Raw genomic sequence first — 20,640 nt, 5'->3', positions numbered from 1 at the left:
GCGCAATCAATTCAAAACGTAACGGAGAACCACACTATGAGCACTGATGGTGCTTCAAGTCCAAGTCGCCTGCTGCCCAGGCTGCTGGGGATCTTGCTGCTGATAATGGGCCTGGCCTTGTTGGCCGGGGGGATCAAGCTGAGCATGCTCGGCGGGTCGCTGTATTACCTGCTGGCCGGTCTCGGCATCACCGTCACAGGCCTGTTGCTGCTGGCTACACGCCGTGCGGCGCTGGGCTTGTACGCACTGGTGCTGTTTGCCAGCACCGTATGGGCGCTGTGGGAAGTCGGCCTGGACTGGTGGCAACTGGTACCGCGCCTGGCCCTGCTGTTTGCCCTCGGCATCGTCATGCTGCTCCCGTGGTTCCGCCGTCCGTTGCTGCGTGGCCAAGCCTCGCCGCTGGGCACTGGCGCGCTGAGCGTCGCCGTCGTACTGGCCGGCGCCGCTGCATTGGCCAGCCAATTCACCGACCCGGGCGCCATGGTCAAGAAAGGCCAGCTGGACCGCGATGCGGTACCGGGCATGGCCAGCACTGCGCCGGCCCAGGCTGATGGTGACTGGAACTCCTATGGCCGTTCGGCCTTCGGTGATCGTTACTCGCCACTCGCACAGATCACTCCGGAAAACGCCCACAAGCTGGTTCCAGCCTGGACCTTCCGTACGGGCGACATCCCTGGCCCAGGCGATCCCGGTGAAACCACCGCGGAAAACACCCCGCTGAAAGTCAACGGCATGCTCTACGTGTGCACGCCTCACAGCCAGGTGATTGCCCTGGACCCGGACACCGGCAAGGAAATCTGGCGTTTCGACCCGAAGATCAGCAGCGAAGGTGCTGCCAACTTCAAGGGTTGGGCGCACATGACCTGCCGTGGCGTGTCGTATCACGATGACGCGGTCTATGCCTCGGAACAGAGCCCGACTGGCAGCGCCAGCCCGGCCGCCGCGCCGAATGCCTGCCCGAAACGCATCTTCGTCCCTACCGCCGACACCCGTCTGATCGCCCTGAACGCCGACACCGGCAAGATGTGCGAAGACTTCGGTGACAAAGGCCAGATCGACTTGCGTGCCAACATCGGCACCTTCGCCCCGGGCGGTTACTACTCCACCTCGCCACCGGCCGTCACCAAGAACCTGGTGGTAATCGGCGGTCACGTGACCGACAACGTCTCCACCGACGAGCCTAGCGGCGTGATCCGTGCGTTCGACGTGCACACCGGCAAGCTGGTGTGGAACTGGGACAGCGGCAACCCGGACGACACCACCCCGTTGGCCGAGGGCAAGACTTACACCCGCAACTCGCCAAACATGTGGTCGATGTTCGCGGTGGACGAAAAACTCGGCATGCTCTACCTGCCGATGGGTAACCAGATGCCCGACCAGTACGGCGGCGACCGGACTCCGGACTCCGAGAAGTACAGCGCCGGCCTGACTGCCCTGGACATCGACAGCGGCCACGTGAAGTGGACCTTCCAGTTCACTCACCATGACCTGTGGGACATGGACGTGGGCGGCCAGCCTTCGCTGATCGACATCAAGACCGCTGACGGCGTGAAGCAAGCGGTGATGGCGTCGACCAAGCAAGGCAGCATCTACGTGATCGACCGCTCGAACGGTCAGCCTGTAGTGCCGATCAATGAAATCCCTGTACCGCAAGGCGCAGTGGCCGGCGATCACACCGCACCGACCCAACCGAAGTCCGACCTGAACTTCATGCCACCGCCCCTCAAGGAGCGTGACATGTGGGGCGTGACGCCGTTCGACCAGATGCTGTGCCGGATTGACTTCAAATCCATGCGCTACGACGGTCCGTTCACCCCGCCGTCGCTGCAGGGCTCGATCGTTTACCCAGGTAACTTCGGCGTGTTCGACTGGGGTGGCATTTCCGTCGACCCGGTTCGCCAGATCGCGTTCGTGAACCCAAGCTACATGGCGTTCAAATCGAAACTGATCCCGGCCGCCGACATTGCCAAGCAAGGTCCGCGTGTCAGCGAAACCGAAGGCGTGCAGCCGAACAAAGGCGCGCCGTACGGTGTGATCCTCGAAGCCATGCTGTCGCCACTGGGCCTGCCGTGCCAGGCGCCGGCGTGGGGTTATGTGGCCGCGGTCGACCTGACCAACCACCAGACCATCTGGATGCACAAGAACGGCACCGTGCGTGACAGCTCGCCGGTTCCGATTCCACTGACCATGGGCGTGCCAAGCCTGGGCGGGACTTTCACCACCGCCGGTGGCGTGTCCTTCCTCAGCGGTACCCTTGACCAGTACCTGCGTGCCTATGACGTGAAAAACGGCAAGCAGTTGTGGGAAGGCCGCCTGCCAGCAGGCGCGCAAACCACACCAATGACCTACACCGGCAAGGACGGCAAGCAGTACGTGCTGGTCATGGCCGGCGGTCATGGTTCCCTGGGCACCAAGCAGGGTGACTATGTGATGGCGTTCAAACTGCCGGATTAAGCAAAACCGGCAGTAAGAAAAAGGCGGCTACCTAAGTGGGTAGCCGCCTTTTTTTATGCGTGAAATAAAGCGATCCGATAGCGCCGATGTATTTAAAAGTTTACTCGGAAAAGTCCTATACCTCCCCAAAAGTCTTTCCCTCAACTTTGGCCCTGCGCCATCCGACGCTCACTGTCGCCAGTAAATCCCCAGCCAAACAAACGTTATCTATATGACGTGCTGTAACTAACATGGAGTTTTCATCATGACGGACCTCAACAGCGTTGAATCAATACCTGCAGTCCCGCATAGCCAGGTGCCCGGGATCCTGGCGCTCGAGCAACTCGACACACTCAGCCTGGAAAAACTTATTCGCGGAGAAATACTTGCCATCCGGGTACCTGACTACGCGAATGAACAAACCAGCGAAGTACTAAATAAACATATCAACGAAACGGCGACGCTCCAGGAATATAACCACGAGACCTATGAGCACGGAAAAGTTGTCCAGCATTTCTATGGTGTCCATCGCTGGGGAACACCGTTCAACTCCACCTACGGCAAGGCCGCAGACAGCTATTCGCAACAGAAATACTACGCAGACGCCACCCACATGCGCTGCGTGATCGATGACCTCTGTGCCCCGCGCAAACCACCCATCCATCTACTGATGGAGCATATCCGGCAGGTGTGGCCAGAAGGTGCGACAACCGCGGCGTTCCAGGGCCAGCCGATGTTCTGCGGCATTATCCGCGCCATGTTCCCGGAGACAGCCCACCTCTCCGAAACAGTCCCCCATGTCGATTGCCTGCCCTTGTCGATTGCCGAACTGGAACATCAATTCAGCGCGAATATTTACCTCGAAGTACCACCTTCCGGAGGTGAACTGGTCATTTGGGATACCGAGGCGTTTACCTACGACGAGGTCATCCGTTTCGAAGGGGCGGAACTGCCCGAAGATCGTTTGCAAAAACCGCTGCGCATCCAGCCGCAGAAAAACGAACTGGTGATTATCAATACTCGCCGTCCCCATGCCATTTGCGGTTTCGATTCAGGCAAGCGCATCAGCATCCAGTCGTTTATCGGCTATACCACTGGCCAGCCGTTTTACTTCTGGTGCTAACGCCTTTATTTCTCTTCCTGACGGACACCCTGATATGACACCTGAAGAATTCCGCCGACATGGCCACGCCATGATCGACCTGATTGCAGACTATCGACAAAACATCGAGCAACGCGGTGTGCAACCCACCACGGCCCCGGGCGAAATCAGGTCCGCATTGCCGGCCAGCCCGCCTGAGACAGCCGAACCGTTCGAACAGATCATGGGCGACGTCGAAACACTGATCATGCCCGGTCTGTTGCATTGGCAGCATCCAAGCTTCTTCGGGTTCTTCCCGTCGAATGTGGAACTGTCCTCCGTCCTCGGCGATTGCTTGAGTACCGGCCTGGGCGTAGTGGGATTGTCGTGGCAATCGAGCCCGGCCCTGACCGAAATCGAGGAAGTCACCACCGATTGGCTGCGCGACATGATCGGCCTGAGCGCCAACTGGAGCGGAGTGATCCAGGACTCGGCCTCGACCTCCACCCTGGTGGCGCTGATCAGCGCCCGCGAACGCAGCTCCCACTACGCGCTGATGCACGATGGCCTGCAAAACAGCGGCGCCCCCTTGATCGTCTACACCTCGGCCCACGCCCATAGTTCAGTGAACAAGGCCGCGATCCTGGCGGGGTTCGGCCAGAACAATATCCGTACCGTGGCAACCGACGAACACAATGCAATGTCACCGCATGCATTGGAGCGGGCAATCGAACAAGACCTGGCTGCCGGGAACAGACCCTGTGTGGTGATTGCGACCACCGGCACAACGGCAGCCATGGCCATCGACCCCCTGGAAGCCATCGGCGCCCTGACGCAACGCCACGGCCTGTGGTTGCATGTCGACTCAGCCATGGCCGGGGCCGCGATGATCCTCCCGGAATGCCGCGCGCTGTGGCACGGCATCGAGAACGCCGACTCGCTGGTCCTCAACCCTCACAAATGGCTGGGGGCGGCGTTTGATTGCTCGGTGTACTTTGTACGCGACCCCGAGCACTTGATTCGCATCATGACCACCAACCCCAGCTATCTACAGTCCAAGGCTGACGGCCAGGTCAGGAACTACCGCGACTGGCGGATCTCCCTGGGCAGCCGGTTCCGCGCGCTGAAGCTGTGGTTCCTGATCCGCGAGCAAGGCGTCAGCGGCCTGCAGGCCCGGCTGCGGCGTGACCTGGCGAATGCCCGCTGGCTGGCAGAACAGATTGAAGGCAGCAAACACTGGAAACTGGTAGCCGCCGTCACCCTGCAAACCTTGTGCATTCGCCACGAGCCACCAGGCCTTGATGGTGAGGCGCTGGATAACTACACCCGGGCCTGGGCGGAAAAGCTCAACCATTCAGGCAGCGCCTACGTCACTCCCGCCGTGCTCGACGAGCGCTGGATGGTACGCGTGTCCATTGGCGCGCTGGGGACGGAGCGCCACCACGTCGAAGGCTTGTGGGAACGGTTGCAAAGCCTGGTCGATGCAACGGTGGAACACTGAAAGACCGGCGTCGGTGCAGCCACCGACGCCCTAGACCGGCACGCGCTCGCGGCGCATCCACATCTCAAACGCCATGGCATTCAACGGCCGGCTGATCAGATAGCCCTGGGCCGTGTCGCACTTCCAGAGCTTGAGCAGCTTGAGGCTGGGCTCGAACTCCACCCCTTCGGCCACCACCTTGAGCCCCAGGTTGTGGCTCATTTCGATGGTCGAGCGCACGATCACGCCGTCGCCGGAAGTGCTGTCGAGGTTGCGCACAAACGACTGGTCGATCTTCAATTCCTGCACCGGCAGGCGTTGCAGTTGCGCCAGGGATGAATAGCCGGTGCCGAAGTCATCCACCGACAGGCTGATGCCACAAGCGCGCAGTTGCTCCAGCACGCTGAGGGCCTGGGCCGGGTTGTGCATGATCGCGCTTTCGGTGATTTCGAAAATCAGTTGCCGGGCCGATACCCGGTAGTGCGCCAGCAACTCGGTCACCCGCGGGGCCAGGCCGTCATCGGCGAGGTCATCCACCGAGATGTTCACCGACAACTGCACCTCCAACCCGCGCACCGCCCACTCGGCCAGTTGGCGAATGGCTTCTTCGATCACCCACTGGGTCAGGCTGCCCATGCTGCCGGTGCGCTCGGCCAGGGGAATGAACTCGGCCGGCGACACCAGGCCCAGGGTCGGGTGCTGCCAGCGCAACAGCGCTTCGGCCTGGCGCACATGGCCATGGTGCAGGTCGAGCTTGGGCTGGTAACACAGGTACAACTCGCCCTCCGTCGGCGCCCGGCGCAGGTCACGAATCAGGCTGATCTGGCGTTGATGGGCGAGGTCGCGGTCCTGCTGGTAGATCTGTAAGTAACCCGGGAACGCTGCCGCATCGTGGCGGGCAATCGCGGCGCGGCTGATCAGCTCTTCAACCTGCTGGCCGTCGGCCGGGTAGGCGGCGATGCCGATGCTCACTTCGTGGCGCAATTCATCGCCACCAATGCGCTGGGGTTCGGTGAGCAGCCCATACAAGCGGTCAGCCAGGGCCACCGCGCGGTCGATCGCAGTGTTTTCCAGCAGCAGCAAAAACTCGCTGCCGGTGATGCGCGCGGCGGTGTCGCTGGCCGACAGGCTCGACAGCAGGCAGCGGCTGGCTTCGCGGAGCATTTCTTCCACGCCTTCCGGGCCGTAGCCTTCGTTGATCACCCGGTAGTTTTCAATCCCCAGGTACAGCAACACCACCGGCCGGCCAGCGCTGATGGCGCTGCCCAGGCGCTCCATGGCCAGCGCGCGGTTAGGCAGGCCGGTGAGCGGGTCGTGCAAGGCGTTGTGGGCCAGTTGTCGCTCGCGTACCGCGATCCCGGTTTGCATGGCGTTGAAGGCCTGGGCCAGCAGGCCGAATTCATCGTGGCTGCGCACCTGTACCGGTGTGCGGTAGTCACCGGCCCCGATGCGTTCGGCCGCCTGCACCAACGCATTGAGTGGGCGTGAAACCCGCCGCGCCAGAAACAACGCACCCGCGAGCGACACCAGCAGCACCACCAGGGCGATCGCGAGAAATTGCCGGTCCAGCGGCGCGAAGGATTCAAGGGCGTGGTCCAGCGGGCTTTGCAGCAGCACCCGGACCTCGCCACCGTCTGCCGTGTTGCCCAACGGCAGCACCTGGCTGAGATAGCGCTGGCCGTGGAACAGGTTCAATTGCGCCACCGGAGTGATGTACGCGCCCTGCAGGTCGCTGGCAATCGAGGCCTGTAGCGCCTCGGGCTGAGTACTGAACAATTCGCCGGGCTGACCATGCTGCGCGCTGATGAACGACACTTCCAGGTTGCTCATGGAGCGCAATTCACTGGCAAAGATTTCGTCCATGGGAAAGCCCATGGCGACACGGGCGATCGGCGCGGGGTCGACGACTTCCTGTTGCACCAGCAGGAAAGGCCGGCCATCCAGGGCCACGATCAACATTTGCAGGCCGCTGCGCCGGGCCTGGCGCAAGGCATCGTTATAGGGAAAGGCCTGGCCGGACGTCAGCGCCGGTAACGTGCTGACCATCACGCGGCCGTCGAGCCCCAGCACAAATACCTCGCTGGAACTCAGGCCGGTACCATGCCGGCGCAGGGTCGCGAGAATCGCGTCGGGCTCGCCATCGGCGACAGCCTGGCGAAACGGCAGGTCCGCCGTCAGCCAGTTCAAGCCGTATTGCAGGCGCCGGCCACGCAGGTCGAGCAGGCGTTCGAACACCTGGCTGCCGGTTTCCAGCTGCACCTGGGCCTGGTTTTCCACGGCGCGATTGGTGGCGGTCTTCACCGCGAAATACACCGCCGCCACGACCACCAGCAACAGCAGCGCCAGCACCCCGGCAATCCGGGTTTGAAACGTATGGCGCCACCTCATTCTGTTGCCCTCTGGCAGCGCCTGCCCCCTCCAGCCGAAACGTCCCTTCGTCATACGCGTCCCTCGCGACAGCTGAACCGGCGTCAAATAAATATCCTTTTTACAGGGATATTTGAATTATCCAGATTAGCTGCGCAAGAGAAGAAGTGCACCCAATAAATACGGGAGTTTATATGTCATTAATTTGGCGACAGGCTGCCGTTACGACGTTCGCGCCCGCATGAAGTCCCCCCAACGCCGCACGAGATAGTTGTGCTCATCCATCACCGAGTTCCACACCGCGATATGCCCCATGCGCTGTTCATAGGAACCGCCGTCGCGCACGTCACCCACATCGATCAGCGGCAAGCCATCGCTGCCCAACAGCTCTTCCCGAGCGGGCAGCCCGGCGTACCAGTAGTCCCATTCGGCACTGCTCAGGTGATCACGGCTGCGAGCCGGGTTGCCGATGTAATAACCCTGGCGCGCCATCACCGCACCCGGCCAGCCGGACAGCCACCAGTTGAGGTAGGCATAGGCCGCATCCAGCACCGGGCCCTTGGCATGGCGCGACAGCGACAACCCGCCGAACCAGGCGCGATAGCCTTCACGGGGCACCGCCAGGCGGTATTTGACTCCGGCCCGATGCAGGCGCATCAGGGTCGGTGACCACAGGCTCTGGATATCGATGCTCGGGCTGAGCATCAGTTGCGCGGCTTCCTCGTCATCGGACCAGAACGCCGCGAAGTGGCCTTCCTTCTGTTTACGCACCAGGATATCGGCCAGTACATCGATCTCTTCGATGCTCATGTTGCCGATGTCCTTGAAGCTCGCGAGGCCCGCGCCTTGCACGGCCAGCGCCGCGTCCAGGGCGCCGATGGCGGCGTCGCTCTGCAACGCAGTGCGTGCGCCCCAGGCCGGGTCCAGCAACCAGCCCCAACTCTCGTTGCCGCGGTTGAACCCTTCGGGCAAGCGCTCGGGGCGGTAGGCGAAACTGTCGGCGTTGTGGGTCAGGGGCAGCATGCTGATGCGTTCGGTGACGGTGCTGCCGAGGCTGCCGTCGTGCTGCACGAAGAGGCGCTCGCTGGGCACACTGCCGCTGCCCAGACGGTCGTTGGCGGACAAGCGTCCGCGCTTGGGCAGGTCGTTGATCTCGTGCCACAGCGCAATGCGCCGGGTGTCGATCGGCTGGATCGCCCGCGCCGGCCACACGAAGTCGACGTTGTGAAACCACTGGTCGTAGAGGTCGTAGCTGTCAGGCTGCATCACCGCAATGCGCTGGGCCTGCTCGACATCATGCACCTGGTACACCAGGCGAATGCCCAGCTCTTTTTCCGCTCGCACACGCAAGGTTTCGAGCAAGGTCACCGAGGTGCCGAGGACGCGAAGCGTGATCATGCGGCGAACCTTCTGGAGAACACTTCAAAGGAGCGCCGCAGCAGAGTCGGGTCGAGCCCGCGCAGGATAAACACCAGGCGCGATTGCCGATCGGTCCCCGGCCAGGCAGGCAGGTGAACCGGGGCATGCAGGCAATGCTGCACGCCATGAATGACGATGGGAGCGTTACTGGCGTTCACGTTGAGCAGTCCTTTGACGCGAAGAATACGTTCGCCGTGGCATCTTAACAGCATCGATAACCAGACCCCGAAACCGACCCAATCCAGTGGCTGATCGAAGGTCAGGCAACAGACTTGCGCAGCGCCGTGGTTGGCGGCGGTGGTTTGATGGAGTTTCCAGCGGCGGACTTCTGCAGCGGGCTCGGCACTGCGCAGGCCTTCGCCAAGCAGCAGTTGTTCACCGCTGTCGATATCGCAGGTATTGAGGATCGGCGTGCCGGCGTTCAGTGCCTGCAAGTGCAAGCGCAACGGGCCACAGTCTTCGACGAGGTCGGTCTTGCTCAACAGCAGGCGATCGGCAGCGGCCACTTGCGCCAGCCATTCCGGGTGCAGGCGCTCTTGCAGGGCGGCGTGGCTGGCGTCCACCAGCGTCACCACCAGGCCGATATGAAAGCGCCCGCGCAGTTGCACGTCGTTGTTCAACGTGGCGAGGATTGGCGCCGGGTCGGCCAGGCCGGTGGTTTCCAGGATCACCCGCTTGAAGGGCGGAATCTCGCCCCGCTCACGACGCTGCAACAGGCCGAGCAAGGCGTCTTTCAACTCGCCGCGAATCGAACAGCACACGCAGCCGCTGGGCAGCAGTACGGTGTCGGGCGCGACTTCCTCCACCAGCAGGTGGTCGATGCCGACGTCGCCGAACTCATTGATCAGCAACGCTGTGTCGCCGAGGCTTTCACCTTGCAGCAGGCGCTTGAGCAAGGTGGTCTTGCCGCTGCCGAGGAAGCCGGTGATGACGTTTAGCGCGATGCTCATAGTTCTACCTCAATGATGCCCCTGCAGGAGTCCGGCTTGCCGGCGATGGCGATATCAAGGACGCCATCGCCGGCAAGCCGGGCTCCTACAGTTCCAGATGATCGAGCAGGCGCGGGTCCAACGGGTCCAGCGGTCGACCGAGCATGGTCTCTGCCGCCTGCCACAATTGATCCAGGCCGCTGGCCAGTTCCTGTTTGCCGGTGGCGCCCAGCAGCAGATAGGACGCGCCCTGGAAGTCTTCGACCTTGAGCCGGAACACCGCCAGCACCTGGTTGATCGCCGCGATTCGGCGCAGACGTTCGCGTCGGCGCGGCAATTCATCGCCCAAAGGGTCGCTCCAGTGCAGGTCTTCGCCCAACAGGCCGCAGAGTCCGCACATGCTTAATACCCGCTCATGGCATGACGTCGCCGGAGTTCGGGCCAAGGGTCTGGCCGACGAACAGATTGCCGCCCGGCTCGCTGGCCAGCAGCACGGCAGTCGGCGCGACTTCGTCCGCCAGGCCGAAACGACCCAGGGGCAACTCGGCGGCCTTGGCGCGTTTCCAGGTGTCGCTGATGCCGCCTACCAATGGCGTTTCGATGGGCCCGGGTGCGATGGCGTTGACCAGTACGTTGTCCTTGGCCACTTCCAGGGCCAGGGATTTAGTGAAGCCGATCACCCCGGCCTTGGCCGCCGCATAGTGCGTCAACTCGGCGCCGCCCTTGATCCCCAGTTGCGAGGCGACATTGATGATCCGGCCCCAGCGCTGGGCGATCATGTGAGGCAAGGCGCGCTGGCTGGCGACGAACACGCTGGTGAGGTCGACGCGCAGCATGTCGTTCCACATGTCCAGGGTCAGGTCGACGCAACGGGCCTGGGTCAGCATGCCGGCGTTGTTGACCAGGATGTCGATGCCGCCGTAGTGGGTGACGCAGGCATCGACGCTGGCCTGGGCGCCGTCGACGGTGCCGACATCGGCCACGCATTCGAGGACTTCGGCGCCGAGGTTGCGGCAGGTGATGGCGGTTTCGGCGAGGGTGGCGGCATCGCGGTCGGCCAGCAACAGGTGCGCGCCTTCGACGGCGTAGGCACGGGCGATGGCGGCGCCGATGCCGCTGCCGGCACCAGTGATCACGGCACGGCGGTTAGCGAGTTGGGGCATGGTGAACTCCTGAAATAATCAAACGGCGAACGCGGTCAAAAATGTGGGAGCGAGTCCGGCTTAAAACTGGGGGTTAGTCCGGCCAGCGCACGGTCAAGCCACCATCAATCACAATGCTCTGCCCGGTCAGGTAGCTCGACTCCTCACTGGTCAAAAACCGCACCAGGGACGCCACTTCATCCGCCCGCCCGACCCGGCCCAGCGGAATCGCCCGCGCCGCTTTCGCCAGCCCTTCCGGCCCGAGGGAGTTCTTCGCGTCCAGCGACTGGGGCGTCTCGATCAACCCCGGAATCACCGCGTTGCAACGAATCCCCAACGGCGCCAATTCCACCGCCAGCGACCGACACAACCCCGGCACACCGGCCTTGGCCGCCGCATAGTGCGCGTGCTCCTGCCAGCCATACACGCCACCGGCAATCGACGAAATCGCCACCAGCGCACCGCCTTCATGCATGTGCCGGGTTGCCGCCCGGAAGGTGCGCATCACCCCGGTCAGGTCGACGTTGAGCATCTCGTTCCACAGCTCGTCGGTCATTTCCAGCAGTGGCGCACGGCGTAACAAACCGGCGTTGGCCACCGCGTAATCGAGGCGACCGAAGTGCTGGACCGCCTGCGCCGCCAGGTTATCCACAGAGGTTGTATCGCCCACGTCCAGCGGCAACATCAGGCATTCACCGCCCGCCTCTTCCACCAGCGCAACCGTGTGATGCGGGTCATGGGGATCGGCCGGGTAATACCCACCCACCACCGCCACGCCGCTGCGGGCATACGCCACCGCGAGGGCCTGGCCGATGCCGCTGGCGGCACCGGTAATCAATGCAACTTTACGACTCATCGAATCAACTCCTTACTGGACGGTTTCCGGACGCACATGGCGCGCGGCAAACATCAACGCACCGGAGAGGAAGCACGGCACTGCGCCAAACCACAGCGCAGCGGTCTGCCAGTCACTCCCGGCCGACAACACCTGGGTCGCGCCGAACCCGGCGACCACCGCACCAATCGGCCCCATGGCATGGATGATCGCGCCACCGGTAGCCCGGATGCTGGTGGGGAAACTTTCACTGATGAAAAACAGCGCCGCCGAGTACGGCCCGATCAGGAAGAACAGGCCCAGGCTGTACAGCCCCACCACCATCGCCATGTTGCTCGGGCCAAACAGCATCCCGGCAAACGACAGCCCGCCGAGCATCCAGCCCAGGCCGATGACATTGCGCCGGCCGATCTTGTCGCCCATCCAGCCGTGGCTGAGGTAGCCGCAGTAGCCCACCAGGTTCGACAGCACGAGGATGATCAGCGAGTTCTCGAACGAGATGTGGTGCACGCTGACGATCACCGACGTACCCAGCACGCTGAACACCTGGATCGCCGCCCAGTTGAGCAGCAGCGCCGCACCGATCACCAGGGTTGCACGGCGGGCCGGGCCACGGAATGCGGCCTTGAGGCCGGCCTTGCTGTGTTCGTCATAGTCCACGCCGTAGGTCACGGCGACGTTTTGCGCTTCCTTCACCGCGCCGCTTTTACGCAGCTCGCTGATACGCTGGTGAATCTGGAACTGCGGGCTTTCCTTGAGCTTGCGCGCCATGACCGCGATCACAATCGCCGGGATCGCCGCAAACACGAAGCACCCCTGCCAGCCAATCACCGGCAGCAACAGCGCGGTCAAACCCGCCGCGATCAACGCGCCCACCGGCCAGCCGCCCTGCACCAGGCTGTAGATAAAGCCGCGACGCTTGGCCAATTTTGGATCATCGGAAGCCGCGTACAGCTCGCTCAAGTAAGTCGCGTTGACGGTTTCCTCGGCATAACCCAGGCCTCCCAGCGAACGGATCAGGATCAACGACGACTTGCCCCACGCGCCGCCAATGGCGGTGAGCGCCGAGCAGATCGCCGAACCGGCCACAGTGAAAATAATCCCTTTGCGCCGACCCAGTTTGTCCACGATCGGACCGATGGCCAGCGCGACCACGGCGGTGCCTACCGCCACCCATGTCGCAATCTCCGCCTGCTCCACTTCACCCCAGTTAAAGTGCCGCCCGATTTCCGGCAGCAAGGTGCCGAAAAGGATGAAGTCATACACCGCAAACACCCAGGCGAAAAACGCGATCCAGGTGGCGAAACGCACTTCCTTGGGCGTCAGTTGCCGGGGTTTCCAGCCAGTCAGATCAAGCTTGTTGTAGATAGACATGAATCGCGCCTCGGGAGGTTGGCCAGGGTTTAGGTACGGGTGTCAGGTACGCGGTTGGCGGCGGATAAAGTCATCGGCGATTTCGTCGAAGGTGACGAAGCGCACGCCGGCATGGCTCTGGATGTGTTCGATCAGCCGCTCAAGCATCAGCAGCACTTGCGGGCGGCCGGACACGTCGGGGTGGATGGTCATGGTGAACACCGCGTGTTCGTGCTCGCGGTAGACCCAGTCGAACTGGTCGCGCCACATTTCTTCGAGGTGACGCGGGTTGACGAAGCCGTGGCTGTTGGGGGCTTTCTTGATGAACATCATCGGCGGCAGGTCGTCGAGGTACCAGTTGGCCGGAATCTCCACCAGGTCGGTTTCTTCGCCGCGCACCAGGGGTTTCATCCAGGTGTCGGGGTGCTGGCTGTAGTCGATCTTGGTCCAGGTGTCGCCCTTGCGCACGTAGTACGGGTGGAAGTCGTTGTGCATCAGGCTGTGGTCGTACTTGATGCCTTTTTTCAGCAGCAGTTCGTTGGTGACCTTGCTGAATTCCCACCACGGCGCGACGTAGCCGGTGGGGCGTTTGCCGGTGACCTGGGTGATCAGCTCGATGGACTTGTCGAGGACGATTTCTTCCTGCTCGGCCGTCATCGCAATCGGGTTTTCGTGGCTGTAGCCGTGCACACCGATTTCGTGACCGGCGTCGGCCACCGCCTTCATCTGCTCGGGGAAGGTTTCCATCGAGTGGCCGGGAATAAACCAGGTGGTGCGCAGGCCGTAGCGCTCGAACAATTTGAGCAGGCGTGGCGCACCGATTTCACCGGCGAACAGGCCGCGGGAAATGTCGTCCGGGGAATCTTCGCCGCCATAGGAACCGAGCCAGCCGGCGACCGCGTCGACGTCGACGCCAAATGCACAGAGGATGTCTTTAGCCATGATTGTGTCTCCTTAAAAAATGAGTGCGGTTTCAACTGACAGCGCGGCCCGAAGCAACCGCGCGTCTTCGCCGCTGGGGGCGCTGAGCAGCAGGCCGGTGGGCAGGCCCAGGGCATCGCGGCCGCTGGGCAGGCTGACGCCGGACATGTCCAGCAGGCTGCCGGGCATGGTCAGGCGCAGGGTGGCGAGGTTGGTGCTGACGAACAGCTCAAAGTCGGCTTCCAACGGCGCCAGGGCCGGGGCCACATGGGCCACGGTGGGGGTGATGAGGATCGCGCCGTCGAGTTCGTCGACAAGCTGCTGTTGCAGACGGCGACGGGCGTCGTACAGCGCCAGCAGTTGGCTGGCCGGCAGTGTGCGGGCCGCTTCAAGGCGACGGCGAACGCGGGGGTCGAGTTGCTCGGCATCAGGGCTGTCGAGCAGGGCTTCGTGGAGGGCGAAGGCTTCGAAGGCGCCGAGCCAGCCCTGGTGCTGGATCAGGTCGAGGGTGGCCTGGAAGGTCTTCGAGGGGCGCACATCAATCAGTGCGCCGTGCGCCTTCAATCGGTCCACACAACGTTGCAGGTTGTCGCGCACCGCAGGTTCAACCCGTGCGTCTTCCAGCACACTTTGCTCGACCCAGAACCGCTGGCCATTGAGGCTGCGGGCCGGGCGTGGCGGGCGCTGCTCGCGACCATTGAGCAGGTCGTCGATGGCCAGTGCATCGCGCACGCTGCGGGTCAGCGGGCCGAGGCTGTCGAGGGTGTGAGCCAGCGGAAAAACGCCGTCGCGGCTGTAGCGCCGGCAACTGCTGCGATACCCCACCACGCCATTCAGCGCAGCGGGAATACGGATGGAGCCCGCGGTGTCGGTGCCCATGGCGATCGGCACGATGCCGGCCGCCACCGCGACGGCTGAACCCGACGACGAACCGCCGGGAATCCGCGGTTGGTCGACGCTGCTCGGGTTGTGCGGCGTGCCGAAATGCGGGTTCAGGCCCAGGCCGGAATAGGCCAGCTCGCTGAGGTTGGTCTTGCCGACGCTGACCATGCCGGCGCGGCACAACAGGCCCACACTTGGCGCGTCCAGCAAGGCGGCCGGCGCATTACGGCGATAGGCCGCGCCCGCCGTGGTAATGCTGCCGGCCACATCGAACAGATCTTTCCAGGCCAGTGGCACCCCGTCGAACACGCTCAACGGCTGGCCGGCACGCCAACGGGCGGCCGACGCTTCGGCCTCACGGCGAGCGCGCTCGGCGGTCAGGGAGATGAACACGCCGGGGGCCATGCTCGCGTGGGCAAGTGCCTGTTCCAGGACCTGCACCGGGTCGCTGCGACCGCTGGCGAAATCCTCGGCCATTGAAGTGGCGTCTGACATGGGAACGACCTTTAAAAAATGTACATATTAATAAAATGTACATTTTACAAAGGCAGCTTTCGTGCCAGTCTTGTGGACAGCTCGGTTGCCACACCTGGCACTTTGGAGCAGATCCACGGGCTAGATGGGTTTCAGGCATTAAAAGAAATATCGGCTGGTGTTTAAGGCTCGCCAGGAATGAAATAATGTATCTTTTATTAATAAATACATTTTGGTGCAGAAAAGTAACATCAACCCTCTGAAGGCCCCAAAAAAGTGCCACCGACGTGGCGCAGAGTGACAGGCGCAACTATGAGAGAATCCCCGGCCACCGACCCGTTTGCTCCAGAGAGCCCGATGAAAGCAGTGTCAGCCTCGGCTTCCCGTTACGCGATGATTCACCAGGTTCTGCGCGACGCCATCACCCACGGCACCGCCCGCCATGGCCTGGTGTTGCTGGAAGCGCCGCTGGCCGAATTGTTCGGCACCAGCCGGGTGCCGGTGCGCAAGGCGCTGAACCTGTTGCATGACGAAGGACTGATCTGCCGCTTCGATGGCCGGGGTTACCTGATCAACCCCGACGGCCTGGACATGGAGCCGCTGCGCCTGCCCCTGAGCCATGCGCACCTGGGCCTCAACGGTGAAGATGAATTGGTGGACACCCGGCCACTGGGGGAGCGCATCGTCGAGGAAATCGGCGCAGCGCTCTCGACCTGTATCGCCTTCGGGCATTATCGCCTCGATGAACAGGCCGCCGCCGAGCACTACAACGTCAGCCGCGCGGTGGTGCGTGAAGCGCTGATGCGCCTGCGGGACCGTGGCCTGGTAGAAAAGGAACCCTATTCCCAATGGCTGGCCGGGCCACTGACTGCCCGGGAAGTCACCGAAGACTACGAACTGCGCGCCTGCCTGGAGCCCGAAGCCCTGCGCCAGAGCGCGCCGAACCTCGACCGCGACCTGCTGCACGCCATGTTGCAGCGCGTGCTCGATGCGCAAAACAGCGCCCATTGCAGCCTGGAAGAGATCGAGCAGATCGAGGAAGACCTGCACCAGCACTGCCTCGCCGGCCTGCAAAATCGCAAGATCGCCGCGCTGATTCGCCAGGGGCAGAGCCCGATGATCATCAGCCGGATTTTCTACCGGCTGCTGGGCATCGGTGCCGATCCGGCGATGCTGGCCGAGCACCGGCTGATCCTTGAGCTGTTGCTGCATGGCGCCTTCGACGCCGCCGCACTGAACCTGCGCGAGCACCTGCAACGGGCCCGGCAGCGGATGTTGCAGCGTTTGAAGGTGCTGTCGGTGCTGCCTGAACAACCTTTACCGGCCTACTTGCACAAACTCAGCTGACGAAATGCAATCGAAAATGTGGGAGCGGGCTTGCTCGCGAAGGCGGCGCATCAGTCACAGATGCATCGACTGACAGACCGCCTTCGCGAGCAAGCCCGCTCCCACATTTGTTCAGCGGTGCTTTTGAAAATATTGTGCAATATGTTGCTATCTCACCCCCCCCATTGAAACCACTGCCGACCCGCCCCATCTAACTTGCATACTTCCCTATGCAGGTGCCCCATGAGCGACCAGCAAGAATTCCCGGACATCGACCTCAACGACTACGCCGACCCGGAAAACGCTGAACACACTTCCGCAAACACTGGCTTGGCCCTCCCAGGGCAAAACCTGCCCGACAAGGTCTACATCATCCCGATCCACAACCGGCCTTTCTTCCCGGCGCAAGTGTTGCCGGTGATCGTCAATGAAGAGCCGTGGGCCGAAACCCTGGAGCTGGTGAGCAAGTCCGACCACCACTCCCTTGCCCTGTTCTTCATGGAAACCCCGCCCGAAGATCCGCGCCACTTCGACACCTCCAGCCTGCCGCTGTACGGCACCCTGGTGAAGGTGCACCACGCCAGCCGCGAAAACGGCAAGCTGCAATTCGTCGCCCAGGGCCTGACCCGTGTGCGGATCAAGACCTGGCTCAAGCACCACCGCCCACCGTACCTGGTGGAAGTCGAATACCCGCACCAGCCGACCCAGCCGACCGACGAGGTCAAGGCCTACGGCATGGCGCTGATCAATGCGATCAAGGAACTGCTGCCGCTCAACCCGCTGTACAGCGAAGAACTGAAGAACTACCTCAACCGCTTCAGCCCCAACGACCCGTCGCCGCTGACCGACTTCGCCGCCGCCCTCACCTCGGCCACCGGCACTGAACTGCAGCAAGTGCTGGACTGCGTGCCCATGCTCAAGCGCATGGAAAAAGTCCTGCCGATGCTGCGCAAGGAAGTCGAAGTCGCGCGCCTGCAAAAAGAAATCTCCGCCGAAGTGAACCGCAAGATCGGCGAACACCAGCGCGAGTTCTTCCTCAAGGAACAACTCAAGGTCATCCAGCAAGAGCTGGGGCTGACCAAGGACGATCGCAGCGCCGACGTCGAGCAATTCGAACAACGCCTGGTGGACAAGGTCCTGCCGACCCAGGCGCAGAAACGCATCAGCGAAGAAATGAACAAGCTGTCGATCCTGGAAACCGGTTCGCCGGAGTACGCGGTCACCCGCAACTACCTGGACTGGGCCACCTCGGTGCCGTGGGGCGTGTATGGCGAGGACAAACTTGACCTCAAGCACGCCCGCAAAGTGCTCGACAAACACCACGCCGGCCTGGACGACATCAAGAGTCGCATCCTCGAGTTCCTCGCCGTCGGCGCCTATAAGGGCGAAGTCGCCGGCTCCATCGTGTTGCTGGTGGGACCGCCGGGCGTGGGCAAGACCAGTGTCGGCAAATCGATTGCCGAATCCCTCGGCCGGCCGTTCTACCGCTTCAGCGTCGGCGGCATGCGTGACGAGGCCGAGATCAAGGGCCATCGCCGCACCTACATCGGTGCGATGCCGGGCAAGTTGGTGCAAGCCCTCAAAGATGTGGAAGTGATGAACCCGGTGATCATGCTCGACGAGATCGACAAGATGGGCCAGAGCTACCAGGGCGACCCGGCCTCGGCCCTGCTCGAAACCCTCGACCCGGAACAGAATGTCGAATTCCTCGACCACTACCTGGACCTGCGCCTGGACCTGTCCAAAGTGCTGTTCGTGTGCACCGCCAACACCCTGGATTCGATCCCCGGCCCGTTGCTGGACCGGATGGAAGTGATTCGCCTGTCGGGCTACATCACCGAAGAAAAGGTCGCGATTGCCAAGCGTCACCTGTGGCCAAAGCAGCTGGAAAAAGCCGGCGTGTCGAAAAACAGCCTGTCCATCAGCGACGGCGCCCTGCGCGCCCTGATCGATGGTTACGCTCGCGAAGCCGGGGTGCGTCAGTTGGAGAAACAGCTGGGCAAACTGGTGCGCAAGGCGGTGGTCAAGCTGCTGGATGAGCCGGACTCGGTGATCAAGATCGGCAACAAGGACCTGGAAGCCTCCCTGGGCATGCCGGTGTTCCGTAACGAGCAAGTGCTGTCGGGCACCGGTGTGATCACCGGCCTGGCCTGGACCAGCATGGGCGGCGCGACCCTGCCGATCGAGGCGACGCGCATCCACACGCTGAACCGTGGCTTCAAGCTCACCGGGCAACTGGGTGAAGTGATGAAGGAATCGGCCGAGATTGCCTACAGCTACATCAGCTCGAACCTGAAGTCGTTTGGCGGTGACCCGAAGTTCTTCGATGAAGCCTTCGTGCACCTGCACGTGCCGGAAGGCGCCACGCCGAAAGACGGCCCGAGCGCGGGCGTGACCATGGCCAGTGCGCTGCTGTCGCTGGCGCGTAACCAGCCGCCGAAAAAAGGCGTGGCCATGACCGGTGAACTGACGCTGACCGGGCATGTGCTGCCGATTGGCGGGGTGCGCGAGAAGGTGATCGCGGCGCGGCGTCAGAAGATTCACGAGTTGATCTTGCCGGAGCCTAACCGGGGGAGCTTTGAAGAGCTGCCGGAGTACCTGAAGGAAGGGATGACGGTGCACTTTGCCAAGCGCTTTGCGGATGTGGCGAAGGTGTTGTTCTGATAGTTATGTAGCGCCTGAGCTGGCCTCTTCGCGAGCAAGCCCGCTCCCACACTTGACCGAGTCCATGCTTTGGAATGCGGTCGAATGTGGGAGCGGGCTTGCTCGCGAAGAGGCCGGTGCAGCCAACACAACGCCATCTGTCACACCTTGTCTCATCTTCGGTTATGCTCGCCCTTCGTCGTCAAACAACGGAGCCTCCATGACCGCTGCCCGTCTGCTTCTCCCCCTGAGCCTTTGCCTGCTCGCCGCCTGCGCCAGTGCGCCGAAGCAAAACGTCACCGTGGAAAAACAGAGCGCCTGCCCGCTGCAACTCAAGACCGGGCAAAACCTGATCCTGACCCTGCCCAGCAATCCCACCACCGGTTACCGCTGGGCCATCCAGGACTCGGCCGGCGGCGTGCTGCGCAGCCTGAGCCCCGAGGTCTACAGCAACACCGACGACACCGGCGTGGTCGGCAGTGGCGGCCAATCCACCTGGCGCTTCCAGGCCTTCAACGCCGGCCAGGGCCGTTTGCGCCTCACCTCACAACAACCCTGGGAGCCGGAAGCTGAACCGGCCGAAACCTTCGACTGCGCCATTACGGTGAACTGATATGCCATGGATGATCCTTGCGTTGATGGGGGCGGTAACCTTTATCTACGGCCTGAGCACCCACGCCACCCTGCTCTGCCTGTTGGTAAAGCCATTGCCGGTACTGGCGCTGCTGGGCTGGCTGCATGATGCGCCGCCCACTGACTATCGACGCTGGATCAGCCTGGGGCTGATTTTTTCCCTGGTGGGCGACGTGCTGCTGGCCTGGCCCGGCGACCTGTTCATCTTCGGCCTCGGTGCGTTTTTGTTCGCACACCTGGCGTACCTGAAAGCCTACTTGAGCGACTGCCGCCGCCCGGCGATTTTGCCGCTGGTACTGGCGCTGGTGGTGGGCGCGATCTTGCTGAGCATTCTGATTTCCCATGGCCTGGGCCCATTGCTGGTGCCGGTGGTGGTGTATGCGCTGGTGATCAGCGCGATGCTGTGGCGAGCGTTGGCGCGCTTGGGCAGCGAAGTGCCCAAGCGATCGGCGTACCTGGCGGCGGCAGGTGCGGCATCGTTCGTGTTCTCCGACACGCTGATCGGGATCAATCGGTTTGTGGTGGCGTTTGAAGCGGCGCCGTATTTGCTGATTGTCAGCTACTGGCTGGGGCAGTGGGGCATTACGGCCTCTTCCTTTCCTCAGAAAAAAACCGTCAACCTGTAGGAGCTGGCTTGCCAGCGAAAAAACCCACAGTTGCCGCGTTCATCCAGAAAGTCCGCGTCATCGTTAACGAACATCGCCGGCAAGCCAGCTCCTACG

16 protein-coding genes are annotated in these 20,640 nt (G+C 62.5%); 7 read left to right on the top strand and 9 right to left on the bottom strand.

The features are described from left to right. Positions 1–36 precede the first annotated feature (36 nt). The 3 genes from AC3WKX_RS16695 (at position 37) to AC3WKX_RS16685 (ending at position 5,015) form a co-directional block, all read left to right on the top strand. A complete protein-coding gene (locus AC3WKX_RS16695; protein ID WP_008438499.1) occupies positions 37–2,454 on the top strand; it encodes a glucose/quinate/shikimate family membrane-bound PQQ-dependent dehydrogenase in 2,418 nt (805 codons plus the stop codon). A 244-nt stretch (positions 2,455–2,698) separates the two neighbouring features. Continuing rightward, positions 2,699–3,556, top strand: coding sequence for a 2OG-Fe(II) oxygenase (locus tag AC3WKX_RS16690; RefSeq protein WP_003210388.1), 858 nt, complete (start codon positions 2,699–2,701; stop codon positions 3,554–3,556). Between the two features lie 34 nt (positions 3,557–3,590). Then, positions 3,591–5,015 carry a pyridoxal phosphate-dependent decarboxylase family protein gene (locus tag AC3WKX_RS16685; protein ID WP_008438501.1) on the top strand — a complete coding sequence of 475 codons (1,425 nt, stop codon included), beginning with the start codon at positions 3,591–3,593 and terminating at the stop codon, positions 5,013–5,015. A gap of 30 nt (positions 5,016–5,045) precedes the next feature. On the opposite strand, the gene AC3WKX_RS16680 is transcribed toward AC3WKX_RS16685, so the two are convergent. The 9 genes from AC3WKX_RS16680 to AC3WKX_RS16640 form a co-directional block, all read right to left on the bottom strand. Continuing rightward, positions 5,046–7,382, bottom strand: a complete 2,337-nt coding sequence (locus AC3WKX_RS16680; protein ID WP_008438502.1) for a putative bifunctional diguanylate cyclase/phosphodiesterase — start codon at positions 7,380–7,382, stop codon at positions 5,046–5,048. A 201-nt stretch (positions 7,383–7,583) separates the two neighbouring features. Beyond that, the gene (locus AC3WKX_RS16675; RefSeq protein ID WP_102368164.1) at positions 7,584–8,759 is read right to left on the bottom strand and encodes an ABC transporter substrate-binding protein; all 1,176 of its coding nucleotides are present in this window, start codon (positions 8,757–8,759) and stop codon (positions 7,584–7,586) included. Then, the gene (locus AC3WKX_RS16670; RefSeq protein WP_102605932.1) at positions 8,756–9,730 is read right to left on the bottom strand and encodes a CobW family GTP-binding protein; all 975 of its coding nucleotides are present in this window, start codon (positions 9,728–9,730) and stop codon (positions 8,756–8,758) included. The genes AC3WKX_RS16675 and AC3WKX_RS16670 overlap by 4 nt, the downstream gene beginning before the upstream one ends. A gap of 85 nt (positions 9,731–9,815) precedes the next feature. After that, positions 9,816–10,109: a hypothetical protein gene (locus tag AC3WKX_RS16665; protein WP_003210398.1), complete on the bottom strand. Its 294-nt coding sequence runs from the start codon at positions 10,107–10,109 to the stop codon at positions 9,816–9,818. 13 nt (positions 10,110–10,122) lie between these two features. Then, positions 10,123–10,872: an SDR family NAD(P)-dependent oxidoreductase gene (locus AC3WKX_RS16660; protein ID WP_102605933.1), complete on the bottom strand. Its 750-nt coding sequence runs from the start codon at positions 10,870–10,872 to the stop codon at positions 10,123–10,125. Positions 10,873–10,945: 73 nt separating this feature from the next. Then, a complete protein-coding gene (locus AC3WKX_RS16655) occupies positions 10,946–11,707 on the bottom strand; it encodes an SDR family NAD(P)-dependent oxidoreductase (protein WP_003210402.1) in 762 nt (253 codons plus the stop codon). A 12-nt stretch (positions 11,708–11,719) separates the two neighbouring features. After that, complete coding sequence (locus AC3WKX_RS16650; protein WP_003210404.1) at positions 11,720–13,060, bottom strand: MFS transporter; 1,341 nt, start codon at positions 13,058–13,060, stop codon at positions 11,720–11,722. 42 nt (positions 13,061–13,102) lie between these two features. Next, positions 13,103–13,981, bottom strand: a complete 879-nt coding sequence (locus AC3WKX_RS16645) for a polysaccharide deacetylase family protein (protein ID WP_003210406.1) — start codon at positions 13,979–13,981, stop codon at positions 13,103–13,105. Between the two features lie 12 nt (positions 13,982–13,993). After that, a complete protein-coding gene (locus AC3WKX_RS16640) occupies positions 13,994–15,337 on the bottom strand; it encodes an amidase (protein ID WP_102605934.1) in 1,344 nt (447 codons plus the stop codon). Positions 15,338–15,673: 336 nt separating this feature from the next. On the opposite strand from AC3WKX_RS16640, the gene AC3WKX_RS16635 reads away from it, so the two are divergent. The 4 genes from AC3WKX_RS16635 (at position 15,674) to AC3WKX_RS16620 (ending at position 20,544) form a co-directional block, all read left to right on the top strand. Next, positions 15,674–16,663, top strand: a complete 990-nt coding sequence (locus AC3WKX_RS16635) for a GntR family transcriptional regulator (RefSeq protein WP_003210410.1) — start codon at positions 15,674–15,676, stop codon at positions 16,661–16,663. A 222-nt stretch (positions 16,664–16,885) separates the two neighbouring features. Continuing rightward, on the top strand, positions 16,886–19,306 hold the full coding sequence (lon, locus tag AC3WKX_RS16630) for an endopeptidase La (protein ID WP_003210412.1): 2,421 nt from the start codon (positions 16,886–16,888) through the stop codon (positions 19,304–19,306). Positions 19,307–19,505: 199 nt separating this feature from the next. Beyond that, positions 19,506–19,898 (top strand): protease inhibitor I42 family protein, encoded by a 393-nt coding sequence (locus AC3WKX_RS16625; protein WP_003210413.1) that lies wholly within the window; start codon positions 19,506–19,508, stop codon positions 19,896–19,898. A gap of 1 nt (position 19,899) precedes the next feature. Continuing rightward, positions 19,900–20,544, top strand: a complete 645-nt coding sequence (locus AC3WKX_RS16620; protein ID WP_102605186.1) for a lysoplasmalogenase — start codon at positions 19,900–19,902, stop codon at positions 20,542–20,544. Positions 20,545–20,640: the final 96 nt, after the last annotated feature.

This window comes from Pseudomonas sp. GP01-A4, assembly GCF_058780865.1.
This window is presented reverse-complemented; position numbering and strand designations above follow the sequence as displayed.